Source organism: Undibacterium sp. Tian12W, from assembly GCF_049339405.1.
In the GTDB taxonomy this organism is placed as follows: Bacteria; Pseudomonadota; Gammaproteobacteria; order Burkholderiales; family Burkholderiaceae_D; genus Undibacterium.
Genome location: NZ_JBMPPK010000017.1, coordinates 125,626 through 147,072 on the forward strand (window position 1 = coordinate 125,626; position 21,447 = coordinate 147,072).

24 protein-coding genes are annotated in these 21,447 nt (G+C 52.0%); 1 reads left to right on the forward strand and 23 read right to left on the reverse strand.

Annotated elements, in window-relative coordinates; translation table 11 throughout:
* Nucleotides 1–103: 103 nt before the first annotated feature.
* The 18 genes from bioB to ACO0LI_RS21445 form a co-directional block, all read right to left on the reverse strand.
* Nucleotides 104–1,132 carry a biotin synthase BioB gene (gene bioB, locus ACO0LI_RS21360; RefSeq protein ID WP_422952011.1) on the reverse strand — a complete coding sequence of 343 codons (1,029 nt, stop codon included), beginning with the start codon at nt 1,130–1,132 and terminating at the stop codon, nt 104–106.
* Between the two features lie 12 nt (nt 1,133–1,144).
* Entirely contained in the window at nt 1,145–1,840 is a 696-nt protein-coding gene (gene bioD, locus ACO0LI_RS21365) for a dethiobiotin synthase (protein ID WP_422952012.1), read from the reverse strand.
* A complete protein-coding gene (bioF, locus tag ACO0LI_RS21370) occupies nt 1,840–3,120 on the reverse strand; it encodes an 8-amino-7-oxononanoate synthase (protein ID WP_423035094.1) in 1,281 nt (426 codons plus the stop codon). Before bioF ends, bioD begins: the two co-directional genes overlap by 1 nt.
* Nucleotides 3,117–4,454, reverse strand: coding sequence for an adenosylmethionine--8-amino-7-oxononanoate transaminase (gene bioA / locus ACO0LI_RS21375; protein ID WP_423035139.1), 1,338 nt, complete (start codon nt 4,452–4,454; stop codon nt 3,117–3,119). Before bioA ends, bioF begins: the two co-directional genes overlap by 4 nt.
* 41 nt (nt 4,455–4,495) lie before the next feature.
* Nucleotides 4,496–5,032: a DUF1569 domain-containing protein gene (locus ACO0LI_RS21380; protein ID WP_422952014.1), complete on the reverse strand. Its 537-nt coding sequence runs from the start codon at nt 5,030–5,032 to the stop codon at nt 4,496–4,498.
* A gap of 56 nt (nt 5,033–5,088) precedes the next feature.
* Nucleotides 5,089–5,868: an enoyl-CoA hydratase/isomerase family protein gene (locus tag ACO0LI_RS21385; protein WP_422952015.1), complete on the reverse strand. Its 780-nt coding sequence runs from the start codon at nt 5,866–5,868 to the stop codon at nt 5,089–5,091.
* Between the two features lie 45 nt (nt 5,869–5,913).
* Nucleotides 5,914–6,387, reverse strand: a complete 474-nt coding sequence (locus ACO0LI_RS21390; protein ID WP_422952016.1) for a hypothetical protein — start codon at nt 6,385–6,387, stop codon at nt 5,914–5,916.
* A gap of 15 nt (nt 6,388–6,402) precedes the next feature.
* A complete protein-coding gene (locus tag ACO0LI_RS21395) occupies nt 6,403–8,025 on the reverse strand; it encodes a carboxyl transferase domain-containing protein (RefSeq protein WP_423035096.1) in 1,623 nt (540 codons plus the stop codon).
* A gap of 8 nt (nt 8,026–8,033) precedes the next feature.
* On the reverse strand, nt 8,034–8,417 hold the full coding sequence (locus ACO0LI_RS21400; RefSeq protein WP_422952018.1) for a YchJ family protein: 384 nt from the start codon (nt 8,415–8,417) through the stop codon (nt 8,034–8,036).
* 2 nt (nt 8,418–8,419) lie between these two features.
* Nucleotides 8,420–8,815 carry a rhodanese-like domain-containing protein gene (locus ACO0LI_RS21405; protein WP_422952019.1) on the reverse strand — a complete coding sequence of 132 codons (396 nt, stop codon included), beginning with the start codon at nt 8,813–8,815 and terminating at the stop codon, nt 8,420–8,422.
* A gap of 36 nt (nt 8,816–8,851) precedes the next feature.
* Nucleotides 8,852–9,985, reverse strand: coding sequence for an acyl-CoA dehydrogenase family protein (locus ACO0LI_RS21410; RefSeq protein WP_110257515.1), 1,134 nt, complete (start codon nt 9,983–9,985; stop codon nt 8,852–8,854).
* Between the two features lie 45 nt (nt 9,986–10,030).
* Nucleotides 10,031–10,699: an SDR family oxidoreductase gene (locus tag ACO0LI_RS21415; RefSeq protein ID WP_423035099.1), complete on the reverse strand. Its 669-nt coding sequence runs from the start codon at nt 10,697–10,699 to the stop codon at nt 10,031–10,033.
* 235 nt (nt 10,700–10,934) lie between these two features.
* On the reverse strand, nt 10,935–12,116 hold the full coding sequence (locus tag ACO0LI_RS21420; protein WP_423035101.1) for an acetyl-CoA C-acetyltransferase: 1,182 nt from the start codon (nt 12,114–12,116) through the stop codon (nt 10,935–10,937).
* Nucleotides 12,117–12,191: 75 nt separating this feature from the next.
* Complete coding sequence (gene aceK, locus ACO0LI_RS21425; RefSeq protein WP_423035103.1) at nt 12,192–13,973, reverse strand: bifunctional isocitrate dehydrogenase kinase/phosphatase; 1,782 nt, start codon at nt 13,971–13,973, stop codon at nt 12,192–12,194.
* Nucleotides 13,974–13,982: 9 nt separating this feature from the next.
* Complete coding sequence (locus tag ACO0LI_RS21430) at nt 13,983–14,912, reverse strand: pyridoxal-phosphate dependent enzyme (RefSeq protein ID WP_423035105.1); 930 nt, start codon at nt 14,910–14,912, stop codon at nt 13,983–13,985.
* A 32-nt stretch (nt 14,913–14,944) separates the two neighbouring features.
* Nucleotides 14,945–16,129 (reverse strand): isovaleryl-CoA dehydrogenase, encoded by a 1,185-nt coding sequence (locus ACO0LI_RS21435; protein WP_186949467.1) that lies wholly within the window; start codon nt 16,127–16,129, stop codon nt 14,945–14,947.
* Between the two features lie 111 nt (nt 16,130–16,240).
* Entirely contained in the window at nt 16,241–16,711 is a 471-nt protein-coding gene (locus tag ACO0LI_RS21440) for a PaaI family thioesterase (RefSeq protein WP_423035107.1), read from the reverse strand.
* 182 nt (nt 16,712–16,893) lie between these two features.
* Nucleotides 16,894–17,289 carry a MerR family transcriptional regulator gene (locus tag ACO0LI_RS21445; protein WP_186955959.1) on the reverse strand — a complete coding sequence of 132 codons (396 nt, stop codon included), beginning with the start codon at nt 17,287–17,289 and terminating at the stop codon, nt 16,894–16,896.
* Nucleotides 17,290–17,479: 190 nt separating this feature from the next.
* Between ACO0LI_RS21445 and ACO0LI_RS21450 the strand changes: the two genes are divergently transcribed.
* Nucleotides 17,480–18,553, forward strand: coding sequence for an MBL fold metallo-hydrolase (locus ACO0LI_RS21450; protein ID WP_423035109.1), 1,074 nt, complete (start codon nt 17,480–17,482; stop codon nt 18,551–18,553).
* 56 nt (nt 18,554–18,609) lie between these two features.
* Here the strand turns inward: ACO0LI_RS21450 and ACO0LI_RS21455 are convergent, their stop codons facing one another.
* The 5 genes from ACO0LI_RS21455 to ACO0LI_RS21475 form a co-directional block, all read right to left on the reverse strand.
* Nucleotides 18,610–19,083, reverse strand: coding sequence for a nuclear transport factor 2 family protein (locus tag ACO0LI_RS21455; RefSeq protein ID WP_423035111.1), 474 nt, complete (start codon nt 19,081–19,083; stop codon nt 18,610–18,612).
* A 12-nt stretch (nt 19,084–19,095) separates the two neighbouring features.
* Entirely contained in the window at nt 19,096–19,440 is a 345-nt protein-coding gene (locus ACO0LI_RS21460; protein ID WP_422952029.1) for a GFA family protein, read from the reverse strand.
* 52 nt (nt 19,441–19,492) lie between these two features.
* Nucleotides 19,493–19,924 carry a VOC family protein gene (locus ACO0LI_RS21465; RefSeq protein ID WP_422952030.1) on the reverse strand — a complete coding sequence of 144 codons (432 nt, stop codon included), beginning with the start codon at nt 19,922–19,924 and terminating at the stop codon, nt 19,493–19,495.
* 110 nt (nt 19,925–20,034) lie between these two features.
* Entirely contained in the window at nt 20,035–20,550 is a 516-nt protein-coding gene (locus tag ACO0LI_RS21470; protein ID WP_423035113.1) for a hypothetical protein, read from the reverse strand.
* Nucleotides 20,551–20,567: 17 nt separating this feature from the next.
* Complete coding sequence (locus tag ACO0LI_RS21475) at nt 20,568–21,383, reverse strand: glutaminyl-peptide cyclotransferase (RefSeq protein ID WP_422952032.1); 816 nt, start codon at nt 21,381–21,383, stop codon at nt 20,568–20,570.
* Between the last annotated feature and the right edge of the window lie 64 nt (nt 21,384–21,447).

The following is a 21,447-nucleotide window of genomic DNA, read 5'->3' on the forward strand; positions in this document are numbered from 1 at the left end:
GACTACGATTTTCATCAAAGAAAAGCACTTGCCTTCCTCTGTGTCTCCATTTTTTCTCTGTGTGCTCTGTGCTAAAGATTTAAGGTCTTACTTAAGTTCTTAATCAACCACAATTTCCAGCTTTCGCTTCGACCTTGCCACGCGTCTTCAAGCCCAGTTTATCGAGCAGTACGCGATCATCCTGCGCTTCAGGATTAGCCGTAGTCAGCAATTTATCGCCGTAGAAAATCGAATTCGCGCCAGCCAGGAAGCACATGGCCTGTACCGCCTCACCCATCTGGCGACGACCGGCAGACAGGCGCACACGCGCCTTGGGCATGGTGATACGGGCAACAGCTATCGTGCGTACAAATTCCAGCGGATCAAGTGGGTCCAGGCCATGCAAAGGCGTGCCTTCTACCTGCACCAGATGATTGACAGGCACCGATTCTGGATAGGGATTCAGGTTCGCCAGCTGCGCAATCAGGCCAGCGCGCTGGCGGCGTGACTCACCCATGCCGACGATGCCACCGCAACAGACTTTGAGACCCGCACTGCGTACATGACCAAGCGTATCAAGCCTGTCCTGGTAATCGCGGGTAGAAATCACATTGCTGTAAAACTCAGGTGCGGTATCGAGGTTATGGTTGTAGTAGTCGAGACCTGCATCTTTCAGGCGCTGCGCCTGTTCTTCCTTGAGCATGCCCAGAGTCGCGCAAGTTTCCAGGCCCATGGCCTTGACTTCGCGCACCATGGTTTCTACCTTTTCCATGTCACGGTCTTTAGGTGAACGCCATGCTGCACCCATGCAAAAACGGGTTGCGCCGTTTTCGCGGGCGGCTTTGGCGGCATCCAGCACTTCGCGTACATCCAGCAATTTCTTGGCTTCTACGCCAGTGTCATAACGTGCTGCTTGCGGGCAGTAGCCGCAATCTTCTTCGCAGCCACCAGTCTTGATGGACAAGAGGGTCGCCAGCTCCACATCACCATCAGGGAAGTTGGCGCGGTGTGCAGTTTGCGCCCTGAACATCAAGTCATTGAAGGGCAAATCAAACAGGGCCAGTACTTCATCCACGGGCCAGGTCTCGGCTTCTATCTTCTTGACCGGTGGCTGGAATTGCATGGTTTGCAAAGTCGTATCAGTAGCTTGCATCTTTGTTTCCTTTTACTTCAATTGACTCAAATCCAGATACGAGGCAGCAGCTTTTGCCTTCTCATGATCTGGAACATTCAAACGGGGAATATGCCCCAGCATGGGTGCGGCTATGCGCTCACGCAGGGCGGCAATATTTTCTTGCGGGTACAGCATGTTGGCATCAACGGTATTGGCAACCCAGCCTGCCAGCCTCAAACCGCGGGCGGCGATGGCTTCAACAGTCAGCAATGCATGATTGATGCAACCCAGGCGCATACCAACTACCAGTATCACAGGCAAATCCACAGCTTGCGCCATGTCTGCGGTAGTCACTTGCGCATTCAGGGGTACGCAAAAACCACCTACACCTTCTACGATCACGGCATCTGCCTGTTCACGCAACTGTTGATAGCTGTCGATGATATGCGGCAGTTCTATCTTTACATGTTCCAGCTCAGCCACGATATGCGGTGCTGCCGGTGTCTGCATCAGGTAAGGGCATACCAGAGCCAGTTCTGCCTTGACACTGGCAGCGGCAACCAGCATATCGACATCTTCATTATGCAAGATACCGTCACGCATTTCTGCCCCGGCGGCGATCGGCTTCATACCCACTGCCTGCAAACCTTGCGCCTGCATTGCATGCAGCATCGCAGCACTGACCAGAGTCTTGCCTATCTCGGTATCAGTGCCCGTCACGAAAAAGTCATGCTGCCGTTTTTGCATCAGGCCACCTCGGCAAAACACTGGGCCACATAGCTCATCTGATCCAGACGGTTGATGGCCTGCACCAGTTGCAGGACCTGGATTTCTGTATGCGCAGCGGACAGGGTCACACGCAAGCGTGCCGTACCGACAGGTACGGTAGGTGGGCGTATCGCGCCTACCCACAAACCCTGGTCCATGAGATTGCCTGCTACTCTCAGCATGGCGGCGTTGTCACCAATGAGCACAGGTTGAATCGCAGTATCCGATGGCATGCCCTGCCAGACTTGCAAATGCAGACCATCACTGAACAGGCCTATCAATTTTTGCAGATGCGCACGTCTTTGCTGGCCTTCTTCACCTGCAATAATGTCTATGCTGGTCAGCAGTGCATGCGCGAGGGCTGGTGCGGCAGCAGTCGTATAAATGTAAGCGCGGGCACGTTGCACCAGCCACTCAATCACGGTCGCATCGGCTGCGACAAAAGCACCACCGACACCAGCAGCCTTGCCCAGCGTACCCATATAGACCAGATTCGGCGACTTGATCTGCAAATGTTCGAGCACACCACGGCCATGCTGGCCCAACACACCAAAGCCATGGGCATCATCGACGATGAGCCAGGCATCATAACGCTCGCAAATTGCCAGCAGTGCACCCAGTTCGGCGATATTGCCATCCATGCTGAAGACGCTGTCGGTAACAACGACCCTGTGCTTGGTCTTGCATTGTTGCAGCATGCGTTCCAGCGCTGTGTAATCGCGGTGCGGGAATACCTGCACGGTGGCACGCGAGAGGCGCGCGCCATCGATGAGGGAAGCATGGTTCAGGGCTTCAGAAAATACTGTCGTGTCTTTATTGATGGCAAGCGCCGTGATGACAGCCAGATTGGCCATATAGCCTGTGCAAAAATACAGGGCGCGGGCATTATCGATATGTGGTGAGACAAACTCGGCCAGACGTTCTTCCAGTACCGCATGGGCGCGGCTGTGGCCGCTGATGAGGTGTGATGCACCACTGCCTACGCCATACAGCGCGGCACCTTCCTGCATGGCTTCTGCGAGTTTGGGATGTGCTGCAAGGCCGAGATAATCATTGCTGCAAAATGCCAGCAAGTCACGGCCATCAACTTTCATGTTTGGTGCTGAAGGTGTTTCTACTGTACGTCTTTGACGCAATAAATGCTTTTGATCCAGCACGGCCAGCTCTTGCTGCAAACCCTGTATCAGTGATTTTCGTTGCGTGGCGATTCTTATTCCTGGATTATTTATGCCAGGATTGTTTTTACTAGCATCGTTCATGCCATTACCTCTTCAAATACCAGTCTGGTTTTATGTGCCAGCAAGCTCATTTCATCCTGCTCAAGGATGTAGGGCGGCATCATATAGACTGTGCGGCCTATGGGCCGCATTAATAATTCCTGCTTCAGGGCCGCTGCAAAAAAGCGGCGTGAAAATGTTGCTGCGCGTTCTGCATCATCAACCACCGCATCAAAGGCGAGGATCATGCCTTGCTGGCGGAAGTGGCGCACGCGCGCATCATTTTTCAAATCGGCAAAAGCCGTGTTCAAGAATTCTGCCTTGACACGGTTCTTTTGCAAGACCTTGTCATCTTCAAATATCGCCAGTGTCGCCAGCGCTGCGCGGCATGCCAGCGGGTTGCCTGTATAAGAATGCGAATGCAAAAAGCCGCGCCTTACATCGGCATCATAAAATGCCTGGTAGACAGTGTCCGTCGTCATCACCAGCGACAGTGGTAAATAACCACCGCTGATACCTTTCGAAAGGCATAAAAAGTCTGGCCATATGCTTGCAGATTCACAAGCAAAGAAAGTGCCGGTACGGCCACAGCCTACGGCAATTTCATCAGCGATCAGATGCACCTGATACTGGTCGCACAATTCACGCAAACGCTTCAGATAGACTGGGTCATGCATGGCCATGCCAGTCGCGCACTGTACCAGCGGCTCTATGATGACGGCAGCAATCTTGCCTGCGCGTTCCTGCAATTTGGCTTCCAGTGCCGCGGCGGCGCGCAGGGCGACATCGGCAGCAGTTTCGCCAGCCTCGGCAAGGCGCGCATCCGGTGATGCGACGACGTGTGCACGTTGCAACATCGGGCCATAGGCTTCGCGGAACAGGCTGACATCCGTCACTGCCAGTGCCCCCACGGTTTCACCATGGTAGCTACCCTGTATGCAAATAAACTCTTGTTTTTCAGTCTGGCCACCATTGCGCCAGGCATGAAAGCTCATCTTCAGGGCGATCTCGACTGCCGATGCACCATCAGAAGCATAGAAGCAATGGCCGAGGGCATGATTAGTCAGGGCCGCCAATTTTTCTGATAATTCGACCACAGGCGCATGAGTAAAACCGGCCAGCATCGCGTGTTCCAGTTTGTCGAGCTGGTCTTTCAATTCTGCATTGATGCGTGGATTGGCATGACCAAACAGATTGACCCACCAGGAACTGATGGCATCAAGATAGCGTTTGCCTTCCATATCAAACAGCCATGCACCGCGGCCATGGCTGACGGGGATCAGCGGCACGGTTTCATGATGCTGCATCTGGGTACACGGATGCCATACATGCTGCAGGCTGCGTGTTACCCAGTCATTTTCTTGATTCAAATTTATTCCAGACAAATGTTACGATTGAAGCTCAGTTCATCCCAAGTTCAGGCTACAGATTGCGTAGATTTGATGAGCTTCAAATGATTTTCTATATGCATGACATGAGCCTGAGCAAACTCTGCCTTGCTCAAACTGCCATAAGCAAAATGCGGCTTGATGTCACCCGCATGGTTTTCAAATTTTTGTAATGCCGCAATCAGCATATCGATGCCGGCATTGACATCGCCACTCTCGGCAATTGCTGGTGCACCTGGTATGGGCTCAGTCAGATTATGCGTCATCGCACCGGCGACTGAAAAAGCATAAAAGGCTGCACTGCCTGCCGTTTTCTGAAAGGCTGCTGGTTTCATTTCGGGATAACCCGTCATCGAGTACTCTATGCTTTGCGCCAGATGCACAAAGACTTTATAGGGCTGCCAGCCGGATAGGTTGGCGAGTTTATTCAATTTCAGACTGGCAAGTTTTGCCTGCATATCTGCGATTGTAGTGATGACTACCGTGGACTTGCGATAAGTCACCGCGCCTGCTGCAGCCAGCAAAGAGACGCCCAGGCCAGTCAATACCAGTCTTCGCTTTGTCATCTTTGCCAGCTCCTTTCCACTCTATTCTTGCTATCCGCTTGATCTTCAAGCCAGATTCAACTTAACCAGTTTGGCTTACGCTTTTCCAGGAAAGAACGCACGCCTTCACGGCCCTCTTCAGACGCGCGTATTTGCGCTATTCCTTCTACTGTTGCTGCTATGAGCGCTGGCGTCACTTCACGGCTGGCGACATCCTGCACCAGACGCTTGGCCTGCTTCACTGCATTCGGGCTGTTGCTGCTCAGCGCCTTGACGATCTCGGCCACTTTGGCATCCAGTGCATCTGCCGTTACCACTTCATGGATAAAGCCCGTGCGATGCGCTTCTGCTGCAGTAAAACGCTCGGCAGTGATGAAATAACGGCGTGCCGCGCTTTCACCCATGGCCTTGATGACATACGGCGAGATCGTCGCCGGTATCAAGCCCAGCTTGACTTCGCTGAGGCAAAAATTTGCTGTATCCACACTGACAGCAACATCACAGGCAGCCACCAGGCCCATGCCACCGGCATAGCAATCACCTTGCACTTTAGCAACTACCGGCTTGCTGCAGCTATAGATAGTGCGCAGCATTTCTGCCAGTTGACTAGCATCCGCGAGGTTTTCCTCATGGGTGTAGTCTGCCATCTTTTTCATCCAGTTCAGGTCTGCACCAGCACAAAAAGCAGGACCATTCGCGGCCAGCACAATAGCACGAATGCTGTCATTCGTATCCAAATCGCGGAAAACCCGGGTGATCTCGGCTATGGTTGTTTCATTAAATGCATTGCGTACATCGGGGCGGTTCAACGTGACTGTGGCCAGATGATTTGCAATTTCAATATTCAAGGTTTCCATTTTTTTCAATCTTTTCCTTCTTTAACACAGCCTATTTTCACTAGCCTATTTTTTCAAAGGTGCGCACTTGGCACCATTCACAGTCCGGTTAATCATTGGTACGGAAAGCACATTGTTCACGTCTGTCGCATCGACTATGCGTGTAGTGCAGGCCCTGCGGCCAGTTAGCGTATCCAGAACATAGACATGATCAGCAATCGGGAAAAAACTGAAATTAGTTTTACATGAGCTAATGCCTATCAATTCATCATATCCAAATGTTACCAACTTGCCCGCTGGCAGCTTGGTCGCCGTTATATTCGTATGCGCAGCATCATCGATGATAGTTTTTGGGCCTGAGCAAGATTCTGCATCATCGTATATATACAATTTAACACCCGCCCCTTTCGCCGTTGTCATCCTGACCGCAAGATCAGCCACAGCGCCATTTTGCGGTGCTACATATGGCGTAGCCACACAAGCGCTGAGTGCCAGTGCAAAGCTGACCAAGAGCAATGAAGGGATATATGTTTTTTTCATGAATATTGCCTTGGCTTACATGCGGAACACACCAAACTTCACATCCGGTATCGGTGCATTCAATGCTGCCGACAAGCCCAGGCCGAGTACCATGCGGGTATCTGCCGGGTCAATGACACCGTCATCCCACAGGCGGGCCGATGCATAATAAGGATGTCCCTGGTGTTCGTATTGCTCTTTGATAGGCTGTTTGAAAGCTGCTTCTTCTTCGGCAGACCAGCTACCACCCTTGCCTTCTATGCCGTCACGTTTTACTGTCGCCAGTACGCTCGCAGCCTGTTCACCACCCATGACGCTGATACGGGCATTTGGCCACATCCACATGAAGCGTGGCGAGTAAGCGCGGCCACACATGCCGTAGTTGCCTGCACCAAAACTGCCACCGATGATGACCGTGAATTTGGGCACATTTGCGGTCGCTACTGCAGTCACCATCTTGGCACCGTTACGGGCGATGCCTTCGTTTTCATATTTGCGGCCTACCATGAAACCGGTGATATTTTGCAGGAAGACCAGAGGTATCTTGCGCTGGCAGCACAGTTCTATGAAGTGGGCGCCCTTCAATGCCGATTCAGAAAACAGGATGCCGTTATTGGCAATAATGCCGACTGGCATGCCATGGATATGGGCAAAACCACAGACCAGGGTAGTACCATAGCGCGCCTTGAATTCATCAAAATGGCTGCCATCGACAATGCGGGCAATGACTTCACGCACATCAAAAGGCTTGCGGGTATCGACCGGTATCACGCCATACAATTCAGATGCTGGGAACTTTGGTTCTTCAACTTTTTTCATGACCAGGGTTTGTGGTTTCTGGCGGTTCAGATGCGAAACAATCGTGCGCGCCAATGATAGCGCATGCGTATCATTTTGCGCCAGATGATCAACCACGCCAGACAAACGTGTGTGTACATCACCACCACCGAGGTCTTCAGCACTGACGACTTCACCGGTAGCGGCTTTCACCAGTGGTGGGCCACCGAGGAAAATCGTGCCCTGGTTCTTGACGATGATGGATTCATCACTCATTGCTGGCACATAGGCACCACCGGCAGTACAGGAACCCATGACCACCGCAATTTGCGGTATGCCCTTGGCCGACATATTGGCCTGGTTGTAGAAGATGCGGCCAAAGTGATCACGGTCAGGGAAAACATCGTCCTGGTTAGGCAGGTTTGCACCACCGCTATCGACGAGGTAAATACAGGGCAGATTGTTTTGCTCGGCTATCTCTTGTGCGCGCAAATGCTTCTTGACGGTCAGGGGATAATAAGTGCCACCTTTGACTGTCGCGTCATTACAGACGATGATGCATTCCTGCCCGGCCACGCGGCCTATGCCAGTGATGACACCGGCAGATGGAGCGGCATCGGCACCGCTCTTTTCTTTGTACATATCGTAGGCAGCGAGTTGCGAAAACTCCAGGAAAGGCGTGCCTGCATCGAGCAGCATTTGCACGCGGTCACGCGGCAAGAGTTTGCCACGGGCCAGATGTTTCTTGCGTGCTTCATCTCCACCACCGAGTGCAATTTTGGCGATCTTTTCTTTGAGGTCATCCACCACGGCTTGCATGGCCGCTGCATTGGCTTTGAATTCTTCAGAGCGGGGATTGAGTTTGGAATCTAAAGTTGTCATTATCTTTTTCACTTTTCTGGAAAACTGCCATCCACGTAAAACCACTTGCCTTCATAACGCACAAAACGGCTGAGTTCATGCAGCCTGTGTGCCTTGCCGCCTATCTTGTAACGGGCAACAAATTCCACCGTCGCCGCATCACCATCAGCCTTGAATTTCTTTACTTCCAGACCCAGCCATTTGGTTGGGTCATCATGCGTGATACGTTCTTTGGGACAAGTACGTTCATCCCAGGTTGCGCGCAGATAGGCTTCATCATTCAGGGTATAAGCGGTGTAGCGCGAACGCATCAGCGCTTCTGCCGTTGGTGCTACCGCTGCGCCACTGATGTAAGGACCGCAGCACTGCTCAAGATTTTTATTCAAGCCACACGGGCATGCTTTGCTACTCATTATTACTTCTTGCTTTCCTTGTTGGCGACTGGCGCTCCCGCGGCTTTCCAGGCAGTAAAACCGCCATCGATATGCGCAACATTTTCCAGGCCCATGTCTTGCACGGTCTTGGTAGTCAATGCACTGCGCCAGCCAGCGGCACAAAACAAAATGAATTCTTTTTTCTCGCCGAAGACAGGTTTGAAATAAGGTGAATCAGGATCAACCCAAAACTCTATCATGCCGCGAGGGGCATGATAGGCACCAGGGATGATGCCTTCACGCTCGAGTTCGCGGATATCACGGACATCAATAAACTGCACATTGCTGTCTGCGAGTTTGGCCTGAGCTTCTGCCACGCTATAGGTTTTGATTTCGGCATTGGCTTCATCGACCAGTTGCTTGTAACCTTTTTTCATGCTGTCTCCGTTATTCTTTTTAAGAATTGACGCCACTCAGCCTGCCAGTGCACGTCCGATCAAAATCTTTTGTATATCGGAAGTACCTTCATAAATCTGGCAAACCCGCACATCGCGATAAATACGCTCTACCGGGAAGTCGCTGACGTAGCCGTAACCGCCGTGTATCTGTATCGCATCCGAGCAGACTTTTTCTGCCATTTCTGAGGCAAACAATTTTGCCATTGCTGCTTCTTTCAGGCAGGGCTTGCCTGCATCTTTCATGCTGGCGGCGTGCCAGATCAATTGACGGGCGGCTTCTATCTGGGTCGCCATGTCGGCCAGTTTGAATTGCACTGACTGGTGCTCGAAAATAGGTTTGCCAAAACTGGTCCTGTCCTTGGCATAGGCCAGTGCTGCTTCAAATGCGGCACGCGCCATGCCTACTGATTGTGAGGCTATGCCTATGCGGCCACCTTCAAGTCCAGACAGGGCGATCTTGTAACCCATGCCTTCTTCACCGATCAGGTTCTCTGCCGGAATGCGGCAATTCTCGAACAGGATTTGTGCAGTGTCGGACGAATGCTGGCCCATCTTTTGTTCCAGGCTGGCGACGATATAGCCAGGTGTACTGGTTGGCACCCAGAAGGCGCTGATGCCCTTCTTACCTGCCTCTTTATCGGTGACAGCCATGACGATGGCCACATCGGCGTATTTGCCGCTGGTGATGAATTGTTTGACGCCGTTGATGACGTAATGATCGCCATCCCGTTTTGCCGTCGTGCGCAATTCAGACGCATCGCTGCCCGCATGCGGTTCAGTCAGGCAAAAGGCACCGAGCATTTCGCCCTGTGCCAGCGGTGTCAGCCATTGTTTTTTTTGTGCGTCGTTGGCGTACATCATGGCGATGCTGCAGACCGGGCAATTGTTGACAGATACCACCGTGGACGTGCCGCCATCACCGGCAGCGATTTCTTCCAGAACCAGGGCCAGCGACAGATAATCCATACCCGCTCCACCAAACTCTTCTGGCACGGCCACGCCATAGGCACCCATTTGCGCCAGCTCTTTCAATTCTTCTGCGGGGAAGTGATGTTCTTTATCCCAGCGGGCGGCATTGGGCACCAGGCGGTCCTGGGCAAAGGCGCGTACGGCGTCGCGTATCATTTCGTGTTCTGGTGTCAGTAGCATGATGGTTCTGTTTTCTATTTTGTTAGTGCTGTACTTGCGACGGATTTACCAGCCGTGTTCTGCGCCTGTATATTGCAAATATTTGCCATTGTCAGCCGGCTTCAAGGCAGCCAGGGTCTGGCGTATGCCAGCCACGCTGACATCGACGGTGATTTCTGCTGCATCACCACCCATGTCGGTTTTTACCCAGCCCGGGTCCATCGCAACACAGATGGCCTTGCTGGTACTCAGCGAAACGTCTTTCAATACTGAATTCAATGCCGTCTTGCTGGCGCGGTATAACCAGCCCGCCGGATTACTGCGTTCACCTATCGATGCCATGCTGGAAGAAATTACAGCCAGCTTGCCACTGGCGTTTTCTACCAGCGGCAGCACAATGGGTAATATCCTCATCGCCGACAACAAGTTGGTATGCATGACAGTATCAAACTGTTGCTGATCCGGTGCTGTCAGTCCTTCGGTTCTTGGACCGAACACGCCAGCGTTCAGGATAGCCACATCGATTTTTTCATCGTCAAGATGCCCGCTCAATCCAGTGCAATCATTGAGATTAGTCACATCCAGTAGCAATGCTACACAGCCTGCTGACTGCAAAGCTGCCAGATCTTCTTCCTTGCGTGCAGTGGCGATAACACGCCAGCCTGCCGCCTTGTATTGCATGGCCAGTTCGTGGCCTATACCGCGTGATGCACCGATGATTAAAGCGACTGGCATATTTTCCCAATGAATAAAAATTTTTAAATCGCCTCCCCTTCAAGGGGAGATTTGTGGGAATTCGCAAAGCATGCTTTGCACCACAAATTTCCAAGCAGCTTGCAAGCTGCGCGGTGGACAGGCTGGGATGGGGACGGGTTTCTAACGCAATTAGTTTGTGGTCAATCAACCGAACCCCATCCCCACCCTAACCCTCCCCTTGAAGGGGAGGGAATTCGAACGAAATTAATTTCGCTTAGATCATTTCAATCGCCAGAGCCGTACCCTCACCACCACCTATACAAAGCGAAGCCACACCACGTTTCTTACCCTGTTTCTTCAAAGCACCCATCAGCGTAATAATGATACGCGCACCGGATGCACCGATAGGATGGCCCAAAGCACAGGCACCGCCATGCACATTGATTTTGTCATGCGGAATGCCCAGTTCTTTCATGGCTGCCATAGGCACGGTGGCGAAAGCTTCGTTGATTTCAAACAGGTCAACATCGTCCGTTGTCCAACCCAGTTTTTTATATAGCTTCTGGATTGCACCAACCGGCGCTGTCGTGAACCAGCCTGGTTCCTGCGCATTGCTGGCGTGGCCGAGGATTTTTGCGATCGGTGTCAGGCCGAGTTCTTTGGCTTTGGATTCACGCATCAGGACCAGTGCTGCAGCGCCGTCGTTGATGGACGAAGAAGAAGCAGCAGTGATCGTGCCGTCTTTTTTGAAGGCTGGTTTCAGCGTCGGGATTTTGTCGAGCTTGGCTTTCAGCGGTCCTTCATCCTTGTCGATGACGACATCACCACCGCGGCCAGATACTGTCACCGGCGCAATTTCCCACGCGAAAGAACCATCGGCAGTTGCAGCTTGTGCACGCTTGACGGAGGCAATCGCAAATGCATCCTGCTCTTCGCGACTGAAATTGTATTTTGCTGAACAGTCTTCAGCAAATGTACCCATGGAGCGGCCCTTGTCATAGGCATCTTCGAGACCATCGAGCATCATATGGTCATACATGATGCCGTGACCGATGCGGTAACCGCCGCGTGCCTTGGGGATCAGGTAAGGAGCATTGGTCATGGATTCCATACCACCGGAAACGATGACTTCATTACTGCCTGCATTGATGGAATCAAAAGCCATCATGGTGGCTTTCATGGCTGAGCCACACATCTTGGACAAGGTCACGGCACCGGTGGATACTGGCAAACCCGCAGCCAGCAAAGCCTGGCGTGCCGGGGCCTGGCCCTGGCCTGCCATCAGGCAGTTACCGAACAAGACTTCTTCTACCAGCTCTGGCTTGACACCTGCGCGTTCAACGGCGGCCTTGATGGCAACTGCACCAAGCTGACTGGCTGTCAGGGAAGAAAAATCGCCCTGAAAAGCACCCATGGGGGTACGGGCTGCACCAACGATTACGATAGGATCACTCATCTTACTCTCCAATTAATATAGGCAACAATGCTGCCTGGCTAATGACGGGAGGCATGTCAACAAACATGCACAGCCTTAATTTGTTGTACTGGTCTGATTGCAAAAACGGATTTCCTGCGGATACGGAAACACATCATCTACCTTGCCATCGACTATGCGCTTCTTACGGGCCTGCCAGTATTCGGCGGTCAGCAAGTCAGCGTGGTGCTTCATAAAATATTCTTTGACGTTTTTATTCCCCAGCAAGAAAGTACCAAACTGCTCGGGGAAGACATCATTTTTGGCAATCGGATACCAGGGCTCGGCAGACATCTCGTCTTCTTCATTGCGCGGCAAAGGTATCTTGCGGAAATTGCAGTCGGTGATGTATTCGATTTCATCATAGTCATAAAACACAACACGGCCATGACGGGTGACACCAAAGTTTTTATACAGCATGTCACCGGGGAAGATGTTCGCTGCCACCAGGTCCTTGATGGCGCTGCCATATTCTTTCAGGCCGTGTTCCATGGCCGCCATATCACCACCGCGCTCGGCTTCGGTCAGCCAGATATTCAGCGGCGTCATGCGGCGTTCTATGTACAGATGCTTGATGACGACTTCATCATCATTCACTTCCAATAATGACGGCGCGTATTGTTTGATCTCGGCCAGCAGCTCTTCTGAAAAACGGGCTCGCGGGAATGCCACATCAGAATATTCCAGCGTATCTGCCATACGGCCTACGCGGTCATGGTTTTTCACCAGCAGGTATTTTTCCTTGATCAGGGCCTTGGTGGTTTCCTTGGGTGGCGGGAAACTGTCTTTGATGAGTTTGAATACATACGGAAAAGACGGCAGTGCAAATACCAGCATCACCAGGCCGCGTATGCCAGGTGCGGCTTCTATGCGGTCGGATGAATATTTGAGGTGGTGCAAGAAGTCGCGATAAAACAAATTCTTACCATGCTTTTGCAGACCTATCATGGTGTAGATTTCACTGCGCGGTTTCTTCGGCAAGATGCTGCGTATGAATTGCACATAAGCCGATGGCACTTCCATATCGACCATGAAATAGGCACGGGTAAAAGAGAACAGCACGGTGATCAGCATGGTGTCAAAGATCACTGTGTCGAGTACCAGCTCCCCCTTGCGCTTGTGCATGACAGGAATGACAAACGGGTATTCCTTATTGCCATTGATGCCCTTGCCTATGATGTAGGCAGATTTATTGCGATAGAATAGGCTGGCTAGTACCTGTATCTGGTGATTTGGCTCCAGCTTGGCGGGGCCAAAATTTTCACGCAGACGTGCTTCGACCAAAGCCACATCGCGGTCCAGGTCTTCAAATTTTGCGTTCAACTGAAAATTCGTGACGATGCGCTTGATTGTGAAGTTCAGGCTGTCTGTGGCCGGATAATAGACACGGTAACTCGGTGGCGTATCTTCGCTTTCAAGATACTCGGTCGAAGTTGCCGGGCGCACGAAGATAAAATCATTGTGATAATAATTCCTGTGCAAGAGTTTGGTGCAAACGGTATTGAAAAAAGTCTCGGCCAGCTCAGGACGCAGGTGATCAATCAGCATGCCCATGTAATGCAGTTTGACTTCGCGCCAGACTTCATCACTGAGGTCTTCTTCTGCGTATTCGTCTTCCAGTGCCTGCACACATTCGCGCACGCGCGTATCGTAATACCCTATGCGTTCGCGTGCGGCGATTTGTGCGGCCTTCCAGTCACCTGTTTCAAATTGCTGCTTTGCCCTTTGGCTACTGGCCCTGAACAAATGGTAATGCCTGTCAAAGCCATCAAGTATCGTCCTGGCGATATCGAAGGCAATTTGCGAAGACAACAATTTGGGGAAATGGGTGTGGGGCATGGTCGGTGATCAGGTCAAGTGGAACTGGTTTTTCCAAGCCTGTAGTTTAGCCAAATCCACGGCGATGCCACCACAAACTACGATCAGTGGTTTTTTATACTCAGCCAATACCGGCAAGTTCTGATAAGCAACGGCCAAAGCTGCGCCGCAGGCCGGTTCCACCAGAGTACGCATATCGTCGGCAAAAGCCAGGCAAGCCTGTACAGCCTGGGCATCGCTAACGGTGACCGTATGAATAGCGCGCTTGCGCGTCCAGTCAAACGCCTGTTGTGCAACACGTCTCGCGCCGAGGGTGCTGGCAATCGAGGTAATCGCTGGCAAAGTCACCAGTTCACCAGCCTGCACGGCTGCGTGCAGGGAAGCGGCACCTTCGGTCTCAGACGCGATGATGGGGATATGGCCGAGGCCGTTGCGCTCCAGCCCCAGGGCGATGCCACTGAGCAGACCACCGCCGCCGACTGAACAGATGACGACGTCAAAGTCGAGCTTGCCCGCGACTTCATCTATCGTTGTAGCGTTGCCATCCCAGATATCAGCATGGTCAAACGGTGGGATATATACGGCACCCGGCTGCTCGCACAGGCGCAGAGCTTCCTGATTGGCTTCATCCCAGACGCTGCCCGAGACAATGACTGTCGCACCAATTGCCCGTATTGCCGCACGCACACTTTCATGCGTGGTTTGCGGCACGACGATCGTGGTTTGCAAACCCAGAGCGACACCAGCAACAGCGGCAGCAAAACCGGCATTGCCGCCAGAAGGACAGACAAAGTGTTTTGCCCCCTGCTCTGCCGCACGCTGGCACATCAGGCCTATGCCACGCAACTTGAAAGAACCGGAAGGCTGGTTGTTTTCCATCTTCAGCCAGACTTGTTTGTCCAGGCTGGCTGAAAGAGAACGGTGTTCCAGCAGCGGTGTAGTGATATGCAAATGTGTCATGGTCAAATAGACTCAGTTTACAACAATCCCTGTTATTTGGTTTCTGCAAACAATTCACGGCCTATCAGCATGCGGCGGATTTCGCTGGTGCCAGCGCCTATCTCATACAGCTTGGCATCGCGCCACAGGCGGCCTACCGGATATTCATTGATATAACCATTGCCACCCAGGGTCTGGATGGCTTCACCCGCCATCCATGTGGCTTTTTCTGCAGAATACAAAATCGCACCGGCAGCATCCTTGCGCAGGGCGCGTACTGCTTCTGGTGTCTTGGCGCGGTCACAGGCCTGGCCAACAGCATACACATAGGCCTTGCAAGCCATCATGGTGGAATACATATCCGCCAGCTTGCCCTGCATCAATTGGAACTCGCCAATAGGCTGGCCAAATTGCTTGCGGTCATGCACATAAGGAACTACCGCATCCATACATGCTTGCATGATGCCCAGAGGGCCGCCAGACAAGACAGTACGCTCAAAGTCCAGGCCGGACATCAATACGTTCACACCTTTACCCAGGCCGCCGAGCACGTTTTCTGCCGGGACTTCGCAATCCTCGAATACCAGTTCACCTGTGTGCGAGCCGCGCATGCCGAGTTTGTCAAGCTTTTGCGCAATGCTAAAACCTTTGAAACCTTTTTCTATGAGGAATGCCGTCATGCCGCGTGGGCCAGCTTCCAGGTCATTCTTGGCATACACGACCAGCGTGTCGGCATCCGGGCCATTGGTGATCCACATCTTGGTGCCGTTCAAGACCCAGCGATCACCCTTCCAGTCGGCGCGCAGCTTCATGCTGACCACGTCGGAACCGGCGTTTGGCTCGGACATGGCGAGTGCGCCTATGTGTTCGCCGCTGATGAGTTTTGGCAGGTATTTGGCTTTTTGTTCTTCTGTACCGTTGCGCTTGATCTGGTTCACGCACAGGTTGGAGTGGGCACCATACGACAGGCCAACAGAGGCTGAAGCGCGGGAAATTTCTTCCATGGCAATGATATGGGCCAGATAACCCATATTGGCACCACCGTATTCTTCGCTGACGGTCACACCCAGGATGCCCAGATCACCCATCTTGCGCCACAAATCCATGGGGAACTGGTCACTACGGTCTATCTCGGCGGCACGCGGGGCGATTTCTGCCTGGGCAAATTGCTGCACGGCTTCGCGCAAAGCGGCGATGTCCTCGCCGTGATCAAAAGTCAAACCTGGTAAATGCAGCATGTCGTCCTCACACTTTTATAAAATTAAAATTCGCTGGCTTATGTTGACTTATGATCAAGCTTGCCAACCATAGTACTGCTTACAATCACTGTTTAAAAAACAGTGGCTGGATTAAATCTTCGGTTCTGCCTTGGGTATCACAAACAAAGTCTGTTGCATGATGGCACAGAGTTTTTCCTGGCCTTCATGCACGACAAATACCTCTGCGCTGGATACCACCAGGGTTTTACCTGCCTTCAAGACCTTGCCCCGGGCGATCAAGGTATCGCCCTTGCCGGGTGCGACGATATTAATCTTGTATTCTGCAGTTAAGCACTCACTCACCGGCATCAATTGCGTATTCGCGGCATAACCGCCTGCCGCATCGGCTATCGTACCAATCACACCACCATGGAAATAGCCATGCTGCTGGCTGACTACCTCACTGAAGGGCAGGCTGATTTCACATGCACCGGGGCTCATGCTGGTCAAACGGGCATTCCAGGCCAGCAAAGCGCCCTGGGCATTGAAGCTTTCCAGCAAGCTCAGGGCTAGCTTGTGATCCAGTGTCGCTGCGCTTTGCTGCGTTGCCTGATTGCTCATAAAACCCCCAATAACCAAGGAAAAACCATCTCAGGCAAAAATAATACGTCTAATTGACGTTTACGTAAACGTCAATTCAATCATTTGATGCTTTTCGACTGCAAGCCAGGCATGAACATTATCAAACTGTTCATCCAAGCCATGACATTCTTATTAGTCTTATCAATCTTATTAAGCAGGACTTATTTTTCTGCATGATCAAGTTGACCCAACAAGCTGCGACTCTTTTCTTCATGCGCACTAATTTCTGCCAGCATGATTTCTATGTCTTCGCGCTGTTGCTCCAGCGCCGCCCTGTGCCTTGCCAGCACCACCAGGAAGCTTTGCAACTGTACTTCGGTATCCTTGGGAGAACGGTACATATCGACCAGGCTTTTGATGTCCGACAGACTCAGGCCCAGACGCTTGCCGCGCAGGGTCAGCTTCAGATGGGTGCGTTCCCGCGTTGTATAAACACGGTTGCGGCCGCCCGGCCCTTCACGCGTGGGGCTCAGCAAACCCTGGTCTTCATAGAATCGTATCGCCCTCGGGGTAATATCAAATTCGCGAGCAAGTTCGGTAATGGTATAGGTGGCCATGGTCAATCTGGTGAAAAAACACAGAAACAGTTTTCTGATTACAATCTGCACTTGATGCAGTTGACGTTAACGTCAAATAGTTTTAAATCGCATTGTAGGCTATTCCAGTGCTTCTGGAGTCATCCATAATGAGAAAACAGGCAGTAGATGGCAACACGCCCTGGCCACCACAATAACAACAGAGACGACCATGAACTTACTGGAACAACAACTCCACTACCCTTTTGGCGAAACCTTGCCCGACACCGGCAAGACCATGGAAATAGCCCCAGGCGTGCTATGGATACGCATGGGTCTGCCCTTTGCGCTGAACCATATCAATCTGTGGCTGCTGGAAGATGAGCTGGAAACCAGCCAGGGCAAGGTGCGTGGCTGGACGGTAGTCGATTGCGGCATCGCCAGCGACGCCACTCGTGACGCCTGGGAGATCTTGTTCGGCGACCTGAACAACCATTTGCGCGGCCTGCCCATCATCCGCGTCCTTGCCACCCACTGCCACCCCGACCACATAGGCCTAGCTGACTGGCTGTGCAGCCGCTGGAATGTGCAACTGTGGATGACCGCAGGTGAATATGCCTTTGCCCGCATGATGTCGGCCAGTTTGCCGGGTGCGGACGGCACGGCCATGTTCCCGCACTTTCGCAAGCATGGCCTGGTTGATAGCGGCATGCAGGAACAGATACAGGAAAGAAAAACCCATTACACCAGACTGGTGCCGACTGTACCAACAGCCTACCACCGCATGCAAGAAGGCCTGGATGTCATCATCAAGCAACGTCGCTGGCAAGTCATCGTTGGATTTGGGCATTCCCCCGAGCATGCTTCGCTATATTGCGCAGAGCTGAATATCCTGATTTCTGGGGATATGCTGTTGCCGCGCATTTCCACCAATGTCTCGGTGTTTGCGATAGAGCCGGAAGCCAATCCTGTACAGCAGTATACGGATTCACTGCAAAAATATCTGCCGCTGCCAGAAGATGTGCTGATCCTGCCTTCACATGGCAAACCCTTCAAGGGCTTGCATACCCGCGTGCAGCAATTGCAAGACCATCATGCCGAGCGGCTGGAAGAAGTGAAGCTCGCCTGTGCCATTCCACAATCAGCGATGGACATCGTCCCCATCATGTTCCGTCGCCCGCTCGATTCTCATCAGCTGACTTTCGCCATAGGCGAAGCGCTGGCTCATTTGCACAAGCTCTGGTATGACGGTGTCTTGCGCAGGGAAACTGGGGATGATGGAATCTTGCGCTTCGTCATCAAATAAGCGTCAAGAAATGTCGCCCCCGCCCACGCTCTGACAGGTACGCAGGGGCGATATTTTTATTGCTGGGGTATTCTACTGATCTGCACGCTGACGATCTGCCACTTGCCATCGCGCTGTGCATAGATATCAATATAGCGGTAATGTGATTTGAAAGGCTTGCCTTCATAGCCGCCAGTCATCTTGGTGCGGCCACTGAGCAGTGCGACATTACCGTACAGGCGTATCTCAAAATCTTCTACCTTATAGGGATCTATTGTCAGCTTGTCTGATACCAGACCATTGACAAAACTGGTCTTGGTTTCAAGATCGCCATCGCCGTCTATCTGGCGAAAGTCTTCCGCCATATTGGCTTCTATCGCTGCCTTATCCTTGCGGACGATAGCGGCATCCCAGTCGTCAGACAATTTCGTCAATTGCGCGACCAGAGCAGCGTGCTTTGGATCTGTGGAATCTGCTGCATGTGCAGGCAATAAACCCAGACTGACAATGGCCAGCAATATACTGACCATGCTCAAATATTTTTTGAACATCCTCATCCTTTTTTATAAAGCCCGGCCATCATAGTGATGCACGGGTATAGCTGCCAGGTCTATATCTTCCAGGCAGCGCAGATTGATAGCAGCAACCTTGTTGCCTTTGGGGTCTACCCCTTCAGCATAAGGGTGCATGCCGCAAGTGGGGCAAAATTTATGCAATATCACATGCTTGTTGAAGATGTAGGTACTGGCGGCCTCTTCCGGCGTCAGCAGATGCAGATTAGCAAACGGCACAAACCACAGCAGCGAACCCTTGCGCTGGCAGATGGAACAATTACAGGCGAGCCCGCTGTCTATTTCACCCTCTACTTCAAATGCGATTTTGCCGCAATGGCAGCTGCCTTTATGCATGAATACACTCCCTTATTGTTCAATCAGTGTTCAATGAGTGGTGATGTTCAGTTCAGTCTTTCGCATCCTGCCAGTATTCACCGGGCCGGTAATTGCCGAAATACCAGAGATGTCCTTCAGGATCGAGCACCATGTAACCCCTGGCACCATAATCCTCGGTTTGCAGTGGCCGCACCAGCTTGGCACCGGCGGCAATTGCCCGCGCATGATGGGCATCCGGATCATCCACATAGACGCTGAGCGCCTGCGAAATACCGGTCAAGGATTTGGGGCTGACATGATGTGTCTCAGCCTTGGGCGAAGCCACCATGATGACGCCTGTGCCCAGGCTCAATTCTGAATGCTCTACCCGATTGCCCTCACCAGGCACGACAAAGCGGGAGGTAAAGCCAAAGGCCTTGACCAGCCAGTCTATGGCAGCAGGCGCATCATCATAAATCAGGCTGGGATGGATATCAGACGGGGTACGGTAAGACTCAGACATGACGCTTTCCTTTCAGGATGGAAACGACGGGGCCAGCGAGACTTACTTTATATACAAAAAGGCAATCATATACAAGCGATCAATAACTATGCAGACTAGTCTGCCCACATTTATTTTTGCGCATCCCGCTCACGGCAACTGAGTGAAGCATAATCGGCTTTGGGTAACTTATGTCTGATGCCATAGGTTTTCAGGGTATCGAACACATCGGCATGTGGTTTGAAGGTACAGGCATTTTTTTCGGCAAAATCCTGCAGTGGGCGCGTATCAGCTTCTACTTGCAGCACCAGGCCAAGCCCGGGGCTCACGCAGCAACCTACATAGGTGTCCATATACTCTTCTTCCAACACAACCAGCGTATGGCCCATGAAGCTGGCTGGTTTGCGCAAGAGGTAAAAATCGACGTAATCAGCACGCTGGTCAGGTTTCTTGCTCAGTATGCCTGCTTGCTGATAAGCCTGTATCACAGGCCTGGATTTGGCCTGCCTTAGCTCAGTATTTTGTTTGATTTTGAGGGCATTTATCAGTTGGCTTTCCAGTGTTGACTCTGCCGCCAGGCTGGAAGATGAAGACATGGCCAGCAACAAACTGCCGCTCAACAGGCAATGCAGGATTTTTTTCATCATTATCATGATAATCAGGTCTAGCGCTTGATCAAACGGATTTCAAATAATTTGGGCCACAATTTACCGGTCACAAACAGCCTGTCCTTGGCGGCATCATAGGCGATACCGTTCAGGACATCCGGGTTACCCATAATGCGGTCGCCCATGGAGAGCAAGCCGTTCAAATTGATCCAGCCTATGACCTTGCCGGTCTTGGGGTCAATACGGGCGATGTTATCGGTTTGCCAGATGTTCGCGAAAATCTCGCCCTTTACCCATTCAAGTTCATTCAACTGATCTATTGCCTTGCCATCTGCTGTGACCTTGATGCGGTGGGTCTCGCGCAAAGTGAGTGGGTCGAGGAAACGCAATTCTGAGGTGCCGTCGCTCATGATGATTTCTTTATCATTGCGGGCAAGACCCCAGCCCTCGCCTTTGTAGGTAAATTCTTTTTGAAAGGCGAAAGTGTCGAGATCAAGTACATAGCCCGCCTGGGTAGTCCAGGTGATGCCTATAATGCGTTTGTCCCACCAGGTGATGCCCTCACCAAAAATCTGTCTGGGCAAATCCATTTTTTGCAGGACTTCACCGGTTTCCAGCCTGACCTTGCGTACGGTAGAGCGGCCTTGCAAACCCGTGCTTTCAAACAGGAAGCCATCCTTGATAAACAAACCCTGGGTGAAGGCATTTGGATCATGCGGGTAGGCATGTACCACTTCGTAGGTATAGCTTGGAATTGCTGATGCTGCCTGGGCACTTGCCACAGGCAAGAATACGGCGCTACTCAATAACAAGCCGGACAATACGCCTGAAAACAAGCTTGCCGATAATCCTGTCAATGTCCATTTACGCATGCAAATATCCCATCCTTGGCAGGCAGCATCATTGCTACCTGTCTTGCTGAATTTTACCAAGCTC

What these genes read in the sequence shown, in the direction of transcription:
- ACO0LI_RS21455 (WP_423035111.1), bottom strand. Translation starts at nt 19,083, where the DNA reads ATGTTCAAAAAATATTTGAGCATGGTCAGTATATTGCTGGCCATTGTC.
- ACO0LI_RS21420 (WP_423035101.1), bottom strand. Translation starts at nt 12,116, where the DNA reads ATGAGTGATCCTATCGTAATCGTTGGTGCAGCCCGTACCCCCATGGGT.
- ACO0LI_RS21385 (WP_422952015.1), bottom strand. Translation starts at nt 5,868, where the DNA reads ATGGAAACCTTGAATATTGAAATTGCAAATCATCTGGCCACAGTCACG.
- ACO0LI_RS21400 (WP_422952018.1), bottom strand. Translation starts at nt 8,417, where the DNA reads ATGAGTAGCAAAGCATGCCCGTGTGGCTTGAATAAAAATCTTGAGCAG.
- bioF (WP_423035094.1), bottom strand. Translation starts at nt 3,120, where the DNA reads ATGAACGATGCTAGTAAAAACAATCCTGGCATAAATAATCCAGGAATA.
- ACO0LI_RS21465 (WP_422952030.1), bottom strand. Translation starts at nt 19,924, where the DNA reads ATGTCTGAGTCTTACCGTACCCCGTCTGATATCCATCCCAGCCTGATT.
- bioB (WP_422952011.1), bottom strand. Translation starts at nt 1,132, where the DNA reads ATGCAAGCTACTGATACGACTTTGCAAACCATGCAATTCCAGCCACCG.
- ACO0LI_RS21450 (WP_423035109.1), top strand. Translation starts at nt 17,480, where the DNA reads ATGAACTTACTGGAACAACAACTCCACTACCCTTTTGGCGAAACCTTG.
- ACO0LI_RS21380 (WP_422952014.1), bottom strand. Translation starts at nt 5,032, where the DNA reads ATGACAAAGCGAAGACTGGTATTGACTGGCCTGGGCGTCTCTTTGCTG.
- ACO0LI_RS21410 (WP_110257515.1), bottom strand. Translation starts at nt 9,985, where the DNA reads ATGCTACTGACACCAGAACACGAAATGATACGCGACGCCGTACGCGCC.
- aceK (WP_423035103.1), bottom strand. Translation starts at nt 13,973, where the DNA reads ATGCCCCACACCCATTTCCCCAAATTGTTGTCTTCGCAAATTGCCTTC.
- ACO0LI_RS21445 (WP_186955959.1), bottom strand. Translation starts at nt 17,289, where the DNA reads ATGGCCACCTATACCATTACCGAACTTGCTCGCGAATTTGATATTACC.
- ACO0LI_RS21415 (WP_423035099.1), bottom strand. Translation starts at nt 10,699, where the DNA reads ATGCCAGTCGCTTTAATCATCGGTGCATCACGCGGTATAGGCCACGAA.
- ACO0LI_RS21430 (WP_423035105.1), bottom strand. Translation starts at nt 14,912, where the DNA reads ATGACACATTTGCATATCACTACACCGCTGCTGGAACACCGTTCTCTT.
- ACO0LI_RS21405 (WP_422952019.1), bottom strand. Translation starts at nt 8,815, where the DNA reads ATGAAAAAAGGTTACAAGCAACTGGTCGATGAAGCCAATGCCGAAATC.
- ACO0LI_RS21460 (WP_422952029.1), bottom strand. Translation starts at nt 19,440, where the DNA reads ATGCATAAAGGCAGCTGCCATTGCGGCAAAATCGCATTTGAAGTAGAG.
- ACO0LI_RS21475 (WP_422952032.1), bottom strand. Translation starts at nt 21,383, where the DNA reads ATGCGTAAATGGACATTGACAGGATTATCGGCAAGCTTGTTTTCAGGC.
- bioD (WP_422952012.1), bottom strand. Translation starts at nt 1,840, where the DNA reads ATGCAAAAACGGCAGCATGACTTTTTCGTGACGGGCACTGATACCGAG.
- ACO0LI_RS21470 (WP_423035113.1), bottom strand. Translation starts at nt 20,550, where the DNA reads ATGATGAAAAAAATCCTGCATTGCCTGTTGAGCGGCAGTTTGTTGCTG.
- ACO0LI_RS21440 (WP_423035107.1), bottom strand. Translation starts at nt 16,711, where the DNA reads ATGAGCAATCAGGCAACGCAGCAAAGCGCAGCGACACTGGATCACAAG.
- ACO0LI_RS21390 (WP_422952016.1), bottom strand. Translation starts at nt 6,387, where the DNA reads ATGAAAAAAACATATATCCCTTCATTGCTCTTGGTCAGCTTTGCACTG.
- ACO0LI_RS21435 (WP_186949467.1), bottom strand. Translation starts at nt 16,129, where the DNA reads ATGCTGCATTTACCAGGTTTGACTTTTGATCACGGCGAGGACATCGCC.
- ACO0LI_RS21395 (WP_423035096.1), bottom strand. Translation starts at nt 8,025, where the DNA reads ATGACAACTTTAGATTCCAAACTCAATCCCCGCTCTGAAGAATTCAAA.